This window comes from Bradyrhizobium neotropicale, assembly GCF_001641695.1.
GTDB lineage: Bacteria > Pseudomonadota > Alphaproteobacteria > Rhizobiales > Xanthobacteraceae > Bradyrhizobium > Bradyrhizobium neotropicale.
Window position 1 is genome coordinate 74699 of sequence record NZ_LSEF01000121.1, and the last position, 13460, is coordinate 88158.

General features: G+C 65.5%; 13 protein-coding genes. 1 reads left to right on the forward strand and 12 read right to left on the reverse strand.

The window, feature by feature from the left end; genetic code table 11:
* Positions 1-14 precede the first annotated feature (14 nt).
* From AXW67_RS38510 to AXW67_RS38565, 12 genes are all read right to left on the reverse strand, one after another.
* On the reverse strand, positions 15-794 hold the full coding sequence (locus AXW67_RS38510; RefSeq protein ID WP_063682083.1) for a hypothetical protein: 780 nt from the start codon (positions 792-794) through the stop codon (positions 15-17).
* An 84-nt stretch (positions 795-878) separates the two neighbouring features.
* Positions 879-1835, reverse strand: a complete 957-nt coding sequence (gene fcl, locus AXW67_RS38515; RefSeq protein ID WP_063682084.1) for a GDP-L-fucose synthase — start codon at positions 1833-1835, stop codon at positions 879-881.
* Positions 1816-2886 (reverse strand): GDP-mannose 4,6-dehydratase, encoded by a 1071-nt coding sequence (gmd, locus tag AXW67_RS38520; RefSeq protein ID WP_063682085.1) that lies wholly within the window; start codon positions 2884-2886, stop codon positions 1816-1818. The genes fcl and gmd overlap by 20 nt, the downstream gene beginning before the upstream one ends.
* Before the next feature lie 420 nt (positions 2887-3306).
* Entirely contained in the window at positions 3307-3864 is a 558-nt protein-coding gene (gene gspM, locus AXW67_RS38525; RefSeq protein WP_082908196.1) for a type II secretion system protein GspM, read from the reverse strand.
* Positions 3861-4931: a PilN domain-containing protein gene (locus tag AXW67_RS38530; RefSeq protein ID WP_063682086.1), complete on the reverse strand. Its 1071-nt coding sequence runs from the start codon at positions 4929-4931 to the stop codon at positions 3861-3863. The genes gspM and AXW67_RS38530 overlap by 4 nt, the downstream gene beginning before the upstream one ends.
* Entirely contained in the window at positions 4928-5875 is a 948-nt protein-coding gene (locus tag AXW67_RS38535; RefSeq protein WP_082908197.1) for a type II secretion system minor pseudopilin, read from the reverse strand. Before AXW67_RS38535 ends, AXW67_RS38530 begins: the two co-directional genes overlap by 4 nt.
* A complete protein-coding gene (locus tag AXW67_RS38540; protein ID WP_063682087.1) occupies positions 5872-6561 on the reverse strand; it encodes a PulJ/GspJ family protein in 690 nt (229 codons plus the stop codon). The genes AXW67_RS38535 and AXW67_RS38540 overlap by 4 nt, the downstream gene beginning before the upstream one ends.
* Positions 6558-6965 (reverse strand): prepilin-type N-terminal cleavage/methylation domain-containing protein, encoded by a 408-nt coding sequence (locus AXW67_RS38545; RefSeq protein WP_082908198.1) that lies wholly within the window; start codon positions 6963-6965, stop codon positions 6558-6560. Before AXW67_RS38545 ends, AXW67_RS38540 begins: the two co-directional genes overlap by 4 nt.
* A complete protein-coding gene (locus AXW67_RS38550) occupies positions 6943-7437 on the reverse strand; it encodes a prepilin-type N-terminal cleavage/methylation domain-containing protein (protein WP_283806485.1) in 495 nt (164 codons plus the stop codon). Before AXW67_RS38550 ends, AXW67_RS38545 begins: the two co-directional genes overlap by 23 nt.
* On the reverse strand, positions 7394-7855 hold the full coding sequence (gene gspG, locus AXW67_RS38555) for a type II secretion system major pseudopilin GspG (protein WP_145928155.1): 462 nt from the start codon (positions 7853-7855) through the stop codon (positions 7394-7396). Before gspG ends, AXW67_RS38550 begins: the two co-directional genes overlap by 44 nt.
* A 17-nt stretch (positions 7856-7872) precedes the next feature.
* Positions 7873-9084 (reverse strand): type II secretion system F family protein, encoded by a 1212-nt coding sequence (locus AXW67_RS38560; protein ID WP_063682090.1) that lies wholly within the window; start codon positions 9082-9084, stop codon positions 7873-7875.
* 4 nt (positions 9085-9088) lie between these two features.
* Complete coding sequence (locus AXW67_RS38565; RefSeq protein WP_063682091.1) at positions 9089-10774, reverse strand: GspE/PulE family protein; 1686 nt, start codon at positions 10772-10774, stop codon at positions 9089-9091.
* A gap of 364 nt (positions 10775-11138) precedes the next feature.
* Here AXW67_RS38565 and gspD point away from each other — a divergent pair, with 364 nt between their 5' ends.
* Positions 11139-13445: a type II secretion system secretin GspD gene (gspD, locus tag AXW67_RS38570; RefSeq protein ID WP_063682092.1), complete on the forward strand. Its 2307-nt coding sequence runs from the start codon at positions 11139-11141 to the stop codon at positions 13443-13445.
* Positions 13446-13460 lie beyond the last annotated feature (15 nt).

Here is a 13460-nt window from a genome sequence, read left to right on the forward strand (position 1 = left end):
GTGGCAAGGACGTTCTAACGCGAACCCGAATTTTCAAGCGGATTGACGAGCCCCGGAGGCAGCCTGAAATTGGCAGGCTGCGTGCCCGGCCCTCCTGGGCCTGCCGCCCGGTCGATCGGCGGGCTCATATTGGCGGCAGACCGCGGCGCGCCTGGGGAAGGCGCGACCGGAACGGGCGACGGCCCCCCCGGCATGGGGCCACTCCGCGCCACACCCGCTTTCGTCTCCGGCGGTATATCCAGCACCGCAGTGTCGAGCCCATTTGCGAACTCCGCCTGACGCCGCTCCACGGCGCGAAGTATCCATCCCTTGTGGCTTTCTCCGGCCCTGAGCCGGACTACCGATTTGCTGGCCGAATCCATGAACAGGCCGATCTTCTCGCTGCCGACGACGGTGCCGAGCAGAGACAGTTGCGGCTTCTCGGGTTCAGGCGGCTTTTGCGGCGGAGCCGCCTGCACGGGGGCGGGCATTGCCACCGCAGCGGGCGCAGGCGGACGCCGCGTCGGCGCAAACAGCGGCCGTTCGCGGCTCGCGGTCAGACGCCCGAGCGGAATCGCCCACAGCGGATTGTCGCTGACCGCCCCGGGCGCGGATGCAGGAACCGGTGGCCGCTCGACTTGAGGCGGCGGTGATACGACGGTCGGCGCCGGAGCGACCGGCTTGGATTCAAACAAGTCGTCGGGCGAGCCCGCGGGAAGCCGATCCATCGACCCGGCCGCGCTGACCGCGAAAGCCCGGACAGTTCCCATGGCAAGGACGCTGGCGAGCAAAGCAACGAAAACGCGCATCGACATGGCACCGGCCGCCTCTGATCGACCCCGAGCGATAGCCATCGTACTTATCAGAGATGTGACAAGTGCGGCGCGAGCCCTGCAAGGCTACTGCGCGGGAACCGGTGCGCCGGCCAGAAAGGCCTCATAGGCCCGCTTCAAGCCGTCTTCGAGCGAGATCGTCGCGCGCCAGCCGAGCCTTTCGAGACGGCTGACGTCGAGCAGCTTTTGCGGTGTGCCGTCGGGGCGCGCGGTATCGAAAGTGATCTCGCCGCGATAGCCGATGATATCGGCGACCATGCCGGCGAAGTCGGCGATGGTGATGTCCTCGCCGGTGCCGATATTGATCAGCTCCGCGCCGGAATAGGTCTTCATCAGGTGCACGCAGGCGTCCGCCATGTCGTCGGCATGGAGGAACTCGCGCCGCGGCGTGCCGGTGCCCCAGACCGCGACAGTCTTCGCGCCGGCGACCTTCGCCTCGTGAAAGCGCCGGATCAGCGCGGCGACCACGTGGCTGTACTCGGGATGATAATTGTCGCCGGGGCCGTAGAGGTTGGTCGGCATCACGCTGATGAAGTCGCTGCCGTACTGGCTGCGATAGGCCTCCGCCATCTTGATGCCGGCGATCTTGGCAATCGCATAGGGCTCGTTGGTCGGCTCGAGCGGGCCGGTCAGCATCGAGTCCTCGCGCAGCGGCTGGGCCGCGAGCTTCGGATAGATGCAGGAAGAGCCGAGGAACATCAGCTTCTCGGCGCCGCTTTGATGCGCGGCGTGGATCACGTTGGCCGCGATCGCGAGGTTGTCGTAGATGAACTCGGCGCGCAGCGTGGCGTTGGCGGCGATGCCGCCGACCTTGGCCGCGGCGAGGAACACCACCTGCGGCCGCATTTTCGCGAACCAGTCGAACACGGCGGCCTGGTTGCAGAGATCGACCTCATGCCGGTCCACCGTGACGAGCCTGACGTCCTCGCGTGCCAGCCGGCGCAGCAGTGCGCTGCCGACCATGCCGCGATGGCCGGCGACATAGACGCTCTTGCCCCTCAGCTCAAACGGTACGATTGCCATGTGCGATGTCCCGCTTGGCCTCGGCCAGATCGCTCGCCATCATCTCCTCGACCAGCTGGGCAAACGTCCGCTTCGGCTTCCAGCCGAGCTTGTCGCGCGCCTTGCTGGCGTCACCGATGAGAAGCTCGACCTCGGTGGGACGGAAGTAGGTCGGATCGACCCGCACCACCGTCTTGCCGCTCTTGACATCGACGCCGGTCTCCTCGACGCCCTTGCCGCGCCATTCGATGCGGCGGCCGACCTGCGCGAAGGAAAGCTCGACCATCTCGCGCACCGAGCGCATCTCGCCGGTGGCAAGGACGAAGTCGTCAGGCGCATCCGCCTGCAGGATCATGTGCATGCCCTCGACGTAGTCCTTGGCATGGCCCCAGTCGCGCTTGGCCTCGAGATTGCCGAGATAGAGGGTCTGCTCGAGCCCGACCTCGATGCGGGCGACGCCGCGGGTGATCTTGCGGGTGACGAAGGTCTCGCCGCGGATCGGACTCTCGTGATTGAACAGGATGCCGTTGCTGGCGAACATGCCGTAGGCCTCACGGTAGTTCACCGTGATCCAGTAGCCGTAGAGCTTGGCCACGCCGTAGGGCGAGCGCGGATAGAACGGCGTGGTCTCCTTCTGCGGGATCTCCTGCACGAGGCCGTAGAGCTCCGAGGTCGAGGCCTGGTAGAACCGCGTCTCCTTCTCCATGCCGAGGATGCGGATCGCCTCGAGCAGGCGCAGCACGCCGATGGCGTCGGCATTGGCGGTGTATTCGGGGCTCTCGAAGCTGACGGCGACATGGCTCTGGGCGGCGAGATTGTAGATCTCGGTCGGCCGGATCTGCTGCACCAGCCGGATCAGATTGGTCGAGTCGGTCATGTCGCCGTAGTGCATCAGGAACGGCACGTTGCCGACATGCGGATCCTGATACAGATGATCGACGCGCGCGGTGTTGAACGACGACGAGCGCCGCTTGATGCCATGCACGACATAGCCGAGCGACAGCAGGTACTCGGCGAGATAGGCACCGTCCTGTCCGGTCACGCCGGTGATCAAAGCAACGCGCTCACCCATATACAGTACTTGCTCCCACGACAGCTCTCCGACGGGAGCTGTCTTCTACTTGCAAATCAAAGCCTTGCCCTTCAAAGCCTTGCCCTTCTTTGACATATCGACCGCCGGGGTCAACCCAATACGGCAATGCGATCGGGAATTTTTCCGATGGACGCGGCGGCGGGGCGGCTCAGCCCACGAAAAACCGCGCGCGGGCCCTGCCAAATGCCGATCGCCACGCATCGGATGCTTCAAACTGGAAGTAAGACATTCGGAATGTTCGAATATTTTGAACAGCACTCGCATCGGTGAAGGCCGTTCGCTTGCCACCGATCGCGAGGTCCCGGCGCCCGACAATTCAGTCCGAAACCCAAGGCGAATCGATGGACGCAGCACTGGATCCAAAAGGTGCGGCGCCAGCGATCCAGCCGCGACAGACAGCTACTTCGTATTCTGTCGTTGCGCCGAGATGCCGAGCACGAGGCGCAGCTTGCTATTGTCGGTGCTCCCTGCGGTCGGCTGGACCACGAGCTCGTCGATGAACAGGAACGGCATGCCGGCTTCCAGATCGTAAAGGAGCGGCTGAAGGGATGTGGCGGCGAGTTCGATATTGAACGTCGCCGAGACGAAGCCGGATTTGGCGAGCGGCCCCTGGACATCGACCTGCGAGGACAAGGTGTTTCCATTGACGCGCTTGGTCGCCCCAAGCACCCTTTGCAGCAGCATGGCGCTCGCGACCGACACCGTTTGTCCTTCGAGGAAGGGCGATCCCGTCGGCACGCTGACGTCGCTTCGGGCCGCAGAACGCTGCACGGGATGCCGGGCTTCCAGGGTTTGCAGTATCTCCGCAGCCGACGCCGCGGAGTCGCGACTGCTCAGTATCTCGACCACGGTCTGCACCGTCGTGAAAGCGAACAGCACGACCATCGCCACGTAAGCCGCGACTGCGGCGATTGGAAACCGGGCAAGATATCCCTCGAACTTCTGCATGCTCATCATGTGCCCGATCCGAACTGCGGCTTGATCCGGGCCTCGATGTGGAAGCGCTCGCCGGGCTCGTTGGCGGCGCGCGTCGTCGGCGCAAAGAAGCCCGCGCTGGCGAAATGCGGCGACTGCTCCAGGATCTGGATCAGGGATGGTGCATCATGGGTCAGGCCCGAGATCTGGAGCTTGTCGCCCTCCATTCTCAGCTCGGTCGCGTAGGTGTGGTCGGGCAGCAGGCCGGACAATTCCTCCAGTGTGACCACGGCGGACGGCATTGTGTGCTTGCGGCGCGCGAGCAGCTCCAGCGCGGAGCCGCCGGGACCGCCCTGGCTGCCGCGCGCGATTGCTCGCCGCTCCGCGATCCGGCGCTGGATCTGCTGTTGCTGGGAGTCATATGAATCCGAGATGATCCCGCCGAGCCCGATCGACAGCATGGCCAGCACGCCGGTCGTCGCCAGTACCGCAATCAGCGCAAACCGTAGCCGGCTGGAGCCCGCTTGCCCACCAAGGCGCTGGTTGTAGACCGCAATCCGCTCCACATTAGGAGCCACGGTCGAAATCTCGACCGCGGCAGCACCCAGATCGAGAACGGCCTGCCCAAGCGACGTGACCGCGGCGCGCGCCGTCGCAACCACGGTCAGCTCGACATGATCGTCGGCGGTCGCCTGCGGCGATGTCCAGTGAAACACGGCATCGCCCGGCGACCATGGCGTGAGCCGATCGATCTGGGCGCGAATGATGCCGTCGAGGAATTCGACCGCGCGGCCGGGCAGTTCCAGCGGCCGAAACACAAAGCGCGATGGCCTCAGCGCGAGATCGACCATCGCCCCTTTCATGGCCGCGGACCATTCCGCAGGCAACGGCTCGCCGATCGTGCCTTCGACCAGGGGAATGCGGCAGGACGGCAGATCGGCATCCTTACTCGCTTTGGAGACGAGCCGCAGGGTGAGGACACCTTCATCATCCTCGCTGATCGCAATCTGCCGCGCGCCGCGCGCGCGGTCGAGCCTCGCAGTCACCGTGCGTGCAACCGTGTCGATCCATAGGGATAGCGCGGTTGCGATCTGATTGGGAATACTCATCGGCTCTCCATCGGCTTTGGCCGCCCTGCTCGTTCCGGATCGATCTCGTCCGTCCACGCCAGCATCCGGAATGCCTGCTTCTCGCCCGGCGCCGGAATCTGGATCACCGCTTCCGGCGTCCGCTGCCGGCCATCGGCAAGCGTGATCCGGATGCGGATCCGGTAGGCGTCGCTCGCGGAGACGGTCGCACCCGGCTGCTTTCCGCCAAGCGCACCGATCACGAATTCCGGATTGTCGGGCGGAAGGTCCGCGCGCTGCTTGAGGAAGGCGTCGAGTTTTGCCGGCGTCATGCCCGGCAGCGCGGCGATCACCTCCGGCTGTGCATCCAGCACGTTGATCTCCGCCATGCCGCTATAGACCGTGACGAAGGGCATCGCCCGCTCGACGAGCGCGACCGGCAGGCCAAGCACCAGCCAGAGTTCGTCCACGCTGCTGAACGGCCCCTGCCGCGGGACGTAGCTCACGCCAGAGGCGCCATAGAGCGCCTGCTCCGTATCCTGCCCGTCCTGCTTCGGCGTGCGCCGCCAGGCGACGACCCGCTCGGCATAGCTGTCGGCCGCCTCAGCCTCTGCACCGAGCGCCTGGAACAGGCCAGCGATCATCGGGCGCGGCGCCATGTTGAGATTGATGCGCGCGGCCTCCGACATGTACTCGACGCGTACGGTGGAATTCGTCAGGTGAAAGCCAAATCCGCCGTGGGTCGGACGGCGAGCCGTGGCGGGCGCAGACAGCTCGTAGGCGGCGAGCTCGACGCCGGCCGAGCCCAACATGTCCCATTGCGTCGCCACGTCGAGCGCCGCGATCGCATGTGCCGATTGCGCGATATAGATGGACGCGACCGTGGCAAGCGTCGCCAGCCCGGCGAGCAGCCACAAGGTGGCGACGACAATGAAGCCGTCTTGCCACGATTTGCCGTCACGTCGAGACCTCGGACCGCTCATCATGTCGGCCCCTTACCCGGCTGCGGCTGCGTGGCTTCCTGCTGCTGGCCCGACGGATCGGGCCGCGGCACGCCGGTCTCGATACGAATCCGCGCTGCGCTCGAAATCACGGTTCCGCGCGCGACATCCCTGATGTCGAAGCGCACCGAGGTCGGCAATTCCCCCGAACTGGGCCATGCGCTGAACCATTTACCATCTGCCGCAGCATAGGCGAAGTTGATGCGGTAAGGCGCACGCAGAAGCACGACAGGATCGGCGAAGGGGATCAGATCAGTCTTGGGATCGCCGGGCGGCAGCAGCATGAAAGGTGCTCGCATGCGGACCAGTGCCGGACCGCGGCTGTCCGCCACCTCGGAGATGCGGACGAACTCCAGCCCCGGTCGGCCGTTCGGGCCAAGCACCGAACGGACGAAAACCACACCCTGCTCCGTGCCGCGGAACAGCGGCATGTTATCCGAGCGCGTCACATAGTCGGCCGCCGACAGATCCGCCGCGAGCCGATCCAGCGCGACCGCGACCTGCTCATTGCGCTGGGCGCGGATGATGCCGCGGTTCCAGTTTCGCAGCCATTGCCCCGTGACCGAGGCCAGCGCGCCGAGGATCAGTCCCATGAGCGCCAGCGAGACGAGCGCCTCGATCAGAGTGAAGCCGTGCTCCGCACGGCGCTGCCCGACGTATCGCAGGATCATCGATCCCCGCTCCTCGCCTGCAGGCGCACCGTCTCCAGCGACAGGACGGCGCCACTCGGCGATTGCACGCGCAGCTCGACGAGCTGCGGGACGAAGCGCGAGTCCGGCACGACCGGGACGTCGTCCAGGAACGGCGTCACACGCATTTGCCAGCGATGTCCGGCGACGCGTCCGCGCAAATCCTCGGACATCGGCGCGCCGGCGCTCGGCAGCGTGGATGCGACCAGGCGCGCGGTATCAACCAAGGCAACGCGCTGCTCGAGTTTCCAAGCGCCGCGCGCGTTGGTCGCAACCAGCGTCCCGATCGCGGCAAGCACGATCGTCACCAGCGCGAGCGCAACCACGGCCTCGATCATGGTGAAGCCCGCCTCAGTGCGTCGTCTAGAGGACCTGTTGCGCGACAATTTCGACGCCTCCCGTCAACCAGTTCACGCGCACCTCGACTGCATTGCCGAGCCGCGTCAGGCGTATCGTGCCGCCACATGACATGCCGCTCGAAAAGAAGCTGATGGTCGACAGCGCCGGCCTGCCGTTGCAGCGCTCCGGCAGCAGCGCATCGAACACCACGTCCTGCGGAACCTGGATGATCCAGGGACTCGAGCCTGACCTAACGCTGCGGGCCTGTGCATCCACCACCGCGTTCACCGCGTCGTAACGCGACAGTGCCGCGTTGCGGTCGGCCTTGAGCAAGGCCGCGAGCTCGATCGCATAGGCCTCGAGCCGCGGCCGCGACGTTGCCGAGGGAAAGCGCGGTAACAGGACGGCCGCGATCATCGCGACGATGGCGAGCACGCAGACCATTTCGATCAGGGTGAAGCCGGCTTCGCCCGCGTCAATTCTGTCCGGAGACGAGATCAGCAGAGGTTCCCGTGCCACCTTCCTGTCCGTCGGAGCCAAGCGAGCGGATTTCGTAGGGCGCGCGTTCTGCAGGCTGCTTGTAGACATAAGGGTTGCCCCATGGATCGTTGGGAACATTGCCGCCCTTCAGGTATGGGCCGTTCCACGACGCCACACCACTGACCGGACGCGCGAGCGCATCGAGCCCTTCCGAGCTGGTCGGAAAGCGACCCGCGTCGAGGTAGAACAGATCGAGCGCACTGCTGAAACTCTGGATCTGGATCTTCGCGGCCTTCACACGGGACTCGCTGAGATAGTTCAGCACCCGGGGGCCGACCAGCGCCATGATCATGCCGATGATGGTGATGACCACCAGCATCTCCACCAGCGTGAAACCGTCCTCGCCGTGGCGCCGTCGGCGCCGGCTGCGTGGCACTTTCCTTGAAAAGCCGACCATGACCTGCCCTTCCCCTTTCATCCGACAACCTGTGTCACCGACAGCAGCGCCGTCATGACCGACACGATCAATCCACCGACGACAACACTGATGAGGATGATCGCCGCCGGGCCGATGATGGCCACGACGCGATCGAGCTGCCGCTGCAGCTTCTCCTCGTAGAATTCCGCGACGCGGCCTGACAGCGTCGGCAACTGGCCGGTCTCCTCGCCGAGCCGCAGCATGCGCACCGCGACCGGTGGCAGCACGGCTGAGGCCGCAAGCGCGTCGGCGAGCCGGCCGCCATGACGGACACGGTCGGCCATCGCCGCCCAGGCGGTCACGTTGCCGGTGGCGGTCATGATGTCGATCAGGATCCGCAGCGTCGCCGTCAGCGTCACGCCGCTGCCGAGAAGAATGCCGAGGTTGCGCGAGAACAGTGCCGCCCGATGAAATTCCACCACGGTCGAGATGACCGGCAGCCGCGCGAGCTGGGTCACGATGCTCGCGCGCACGGCGGGCCTTCGCCAGGCCAGCCAGCTTCCGATGACTGCGATGGCGACCAGGGCGCCGACCTCGAAGCCGTGACCGCGCAGCACATCCGAGAGCGTGAGGAAGATTTCGATGACCGGATCGGTTTTCGCGTTGAAGTCGCGCAGCACCGCCGAGAACTGCGGCAGCACGAACGTGACGAAGAAGATCAGCACGCCGCCGGCCGCGAGCAGCACAAAGGCCGGATATTGCAAGGCACCAGTCACCTTGCGCCGCAACGCCTCGGCCCGCGTGCGCTCGATCCCGATCGTCTCCAGAATGTGGTCGAGCGTACCGGACATCTCCCCGACCCGGATCAGTGCGACATACATGGCCGGAAACAGCGCCGGTTCGCGTCCGAGCGCTTCAGCGAAGCTCTCTCCGGACAGGATCGCCGTCTTGATGTCGTTGACGACCGGGCGCAGCCGGCCGACATCCATGTCGTTGGCAAGGAGCTCGAGCGCGTCGTTGAGACGGGCACCGGCCTTCAGCAGCAAGGCGAGGTCGCGAGTGAAGATGGTGACATCCGCCGGCCCGGGTTTCGACAGCGTCAGCGACGCCAGCGACCAGCCCTTGGCTTCCTCCTCGGGGCCCGCATCGATCGTGACCAATCCGAGATATTCGATGCGCTGCGCCACCTCGGCGAGGTCAGCGGCCGCGATCGAACCCGAGACCACCTCTCCCTTCTGCGTCAGCGCGCGATAACGGAAATTCGGCATCTCGTCACCGTACGGTGGTCACGCGAAGAATCTCCGCCGCCGATGTCATGCCGGACAGGCATTTGGCCAGACCGTCCTCGATCATCGTCGTCATGCCGTTGCGGATGGCGACCTTGTCGATGGATTCCCAGTCGGACTGTTCCTCGACGAGCGCGCGGACGTCCTCGTTCATCTCCAGAATCTCGAACACACCGATACGTCCGCGATAGCCGACGCCGCCGCAGCGTTCGCAGCCAACCGGCTCGAAGACGATGTTGCCGACCGCGAGGCCCACCGCCGCATAGCGCGGGTCGGCATCGATATCTGCGTGAGTCAGCGGCCGGCTGGTCTTGCAGCGGTCGCAGAGCTGGCGGACCAGGCGCTGCGCGATCACCGCGCGCAAGGTCGAGCGCAGCAGGAATGCCTCGATCCCGAGATCGAGGAGGCGCGGCACCGCGGCGGCCGCGGTTTCGGTATGCAGCGTCGTCAGTACGAGGTGACCGGTGAGCGCGGCATGGACCGCCACATGGGCGGTCTCGGAGTCGCGGACCTCGCCGACCATGATGACGTCAGGGTCTTGACGGACGAAGGCGCGCAGCGCGGTGGCGAAGGTCAGGCCGATCGACGGCTTGGCCTGGGACTGGCAGACGCCGGGAATTTCGTATTCGACGGGGTCTTCGATCGTCAAAATCTTCCGGGTCGGCTCGTTGAGCAGCGACAGGACCGTTGCGAGCGTCGTCGTCTTGCCGCTGCCGGTCGGGCCGGTGACGATGACCATGCCATGCGGAAGCGCCAGCATGCGCTTCAATTTGCTCTGGTCGCCGGCAAGGAAGCCGAGCTTGTCGATTGACAGCAACGCGCGATCGCGCGGCAGCAGGCGGATGACGGCGGACTCGCCATATTGCGTCGGCATGATCGCGACGCGCACGTCGATCTCCGCGCGCGCGGCCCGCACCCGCGCGCCGCCGTCCTGCGGCAGGCGACGCTCGGCAATGTTGAGGCCGGCCAGGATCTTGATGCGGGAAATGACGGCCTGCGGTGGAACGCCGTTCGGCGTCTGAACATTGCGCAGCAATCCGTCGATGCGCATCCGCACCACCAGCGACGAGCGGCCCGGCTCGATGTGAATATCGCTGGCGCGGAGTTCGACGGCGGTTTCAAACATGTCGTTGACGGCCCGGACGACCGGGGCGCCGCTGGCGAGATCGCGCAGATTGTCGATGTCGTCGTCCTGCACCCCGCCCCTGACGGCGTTCTCGACGTCGGCGCTCTCCTCCTCGCCGAGCCGCTGGTCGAGTGCGATGGCGATGTCTTCGAATGAGGCGACCTTGATCGCCGGCGTCGTCCCCAGCACGATCGCGGCGGCCTGAATGGAGGCGCGGTCGGTCGGGTCGGCGAGCATCAGGGCCGGCGATCCGCCTGCCGGTTGGCACGGAAACACCGCCATCTCCCGCAGAAACCGGCGCGAAAACTGCTGCACCCGGGATTCCGCCGCCATCATCTCCTGGAGCGTGACACGCGGGAGCTCGAAGAAGCCGGCGACCTCGTCGGCAAACTCGTTCGCCGACAATTCGCTCATCTCCCACAGCTTGCGCAGACCGCCTTCGGCGGGGCCCGTCCCGTTCAGCCTGCCGAGCTTGTCCACTTCCGTCTTCAGGCCGGCCTTCTGGCTGAAACGAGCCGCAAACTCGTGCGCATTCGGAGAAGCCATGGACGTCGACCGGAGAACTCTGATGGCCGCAGCGCGGCGAGCGCGCCGTTTACCTTAGTTCTCCGATTGGAAATGTGACGCAATTGCCAAGCCGGCTGCGGACCGCACTGCGCGGCTTCATGACAGAGATAAAACAGCGTTGAGATTCCAGAGCTAATCGCGCCACGCGGCATCGGAACAACAATTCCATTCGCGCGCCGGAAGGCGTCTCGCAGCATTCGTAACACACGACTGTCACATGAGGCGGTTAAGCAAACGGCCTTCGGCCCGACCCGGATTGACGGGGACAACAATGGGCGGCGCGTGAGTGGGGCAGACAGTGAGCCGAGCAGCGTTCCGGATCGGCTTGGTTGTGCAATGCGCGATGGTCTGCGCCCTGCTCGGATCGTGCAACACGGTAAGCGGCATTGCGGACGCCGACACCAAGGATCCGGACGTTTTCGACAAAGTCCGGTCGATCGACCTCATGCCGCGTTATCCGAACCAGTTGCCGCAGCGCGAGCTCAGCACGGGCCCGCGCGCCAAAAATGCAGTTTATGCCGCTATTCCCGGCGATGATGCTCCGCCAGCTACCTCGTCGCAGCAAGCCGCGGTCAGCAGCGACCGGTTCGAGCTCAATTTCGACAATTCGCCGGTCGCCTCCGTCGCCAAGGTCGTGCTCGGCGACATCCTCGGCGTCGGCTACGTCATCGATCCGCGCGTCCAGGGCAATATCAGCCTCTCCTCGGGACGGCCGATCCCGAAATCGGACGTGGTCTTCGCGCTCGAAAACGCGCTTCGGATCGGCGGTGTCGCATTGGTGCGGGACGATACCGGCTACCGGCTGATGCCCCAGGGCGATGCGGTCGGCGTCGGGGCAGCGGATGCCTCGGATCGCATGACCCCGGGCTACGGCGTGACGGTTGTGCCATTACAATATGTCTCCGCGCAGACCGTCATCAAGCTCGTCGACAGCTTTGCCACCCGGCCCGGCATGATCCGCGCCGACCCCAATCGCAACCTGATCCTGATCCAGGGCTCGGGCAGCGAGCGGCGCAATGCGGTCGATCTCGTGCTGAGCTTTGACGCAGACTTCATGAAGGGGCAGTCGGTCGGCATCTTCCCGGTGCAGAACAGCAATCCCGGACCGATCATCGCCGAGCTCGAGAAGATCGTGGATTCCGGCGAAGGCGGCATGACGCAGAATCTGATCAAGTTCCAGTCGATCGCCCGAATGAACGCGGTGCTCGCGGTGACGCGCAAGCCGGAGCTGCTGCAGCGGATCGAGACCTGGATTCGTCGCCTCGACACCACCAACACCGGCCGCTCCGCCGTCCACGTCTATCGTGTGAAGTTCGGCGACGCCAAGCAGATTGCGCGCGTGCTCAATGACGTCTTCGGCGCCGGCAATTCGGGTGGCTCGACCTCCTCCCCGCTCGACAGCCCGAGCGGACAGGTTGCGCCGGGATCGGGCCTGTCGTCCAACTCGAGCGGCGGCTCCGCGCTCAGCCGCCTGTCGGCTGCGCCCAATCAATCGACCGGAGGATTCGGATCGAGCGGACGGACCACAGGCAGCGGCGGCGCGACGGATTCGTCCGCCGGCAATCAGGCCAGTTACGGTTCATCGTCCGGCTCGCAGGGCGGCGGCAGCCTGTTCGACAATTCCGGCACGGGGCAGAACTCCGGACGGGGCGGCGCGGGTCCCGGCAACGTGCTTGATGGCGTCCGCATCACCGCCGACACCGTCAACAACACGCTTCTGATCTATGCAAGCCAGGAGCAGTACCGGATCATCGAGCAGACCATCAAGGAGATCGACCAGCCGCAGCTTCAGGTCGCCATCGACGCCACCATCGCCGAGGTGACCCTGACCGACGATCTCCAATACGGCGTCCAGTCCTACATCATGAGCCGCGATCTTGGCCTCAAGCCCGACACCGGCTCCGTCGGCTACAACGGCGCGAGCGCGCTGCTCAGCGCGGCGACCGATGTCGCGCTCCAGCGCGCGATCCCGGGCTTCAACTTCCTCGTCGGCTCCGCCTCGACGCCGAGGGCGGTGCTCAACGCCTTGCACGCGATCACCGACGTCAAGGTCCTGTCGAACCCGTCCGTCGTGGTGATCGACAACCAGATCGCCACCCTCCAGGTCGGCGACGAGATCCCGATTCAGACCGGGAGCGCGACCGTCTTGACCGGCAGCAATACGATCGCCAACACCACCGATTATCGCAGCACCGGCATCATCCTGCGCGTGGTGCCTCGGATCAACGCCAACGGAAACGTCAGGCTCGATGTCGAGCAGGAGATCTCCAATCCCGTCAGCAACTCGTCGTCGGGTTCCTCTTCGACCTCGACCAACTCGCTGACGCCGACAGTGTCGACCCGCAAGGTGCGCAGCTCTGTTGCAGTCGCCAGCGGGCAGACGGTGCTACTGGCAGGTCTGATCAGCGACAGCCAGACCAGGGCCCGCTCGGGCATCCCGGGCCTCGATCAGATCCCTGGCCTCGGCGAGGTCGTGTTCGGGCAGACCGACAAGCAGATCAAGCGCACCGAGCTCATCATCTTCATCCGTCCGCAGATCATCCGCGACGGCGCAGACGCGCATTTCGTCGCCGAAGAGCTGCGGACCAAGCTACGCGGCACCATCAACGCGGTCGGACCGAAGCCGGGCGCGCCGTCGAGCTACCGCTGAGCCGCAACCGGCGCA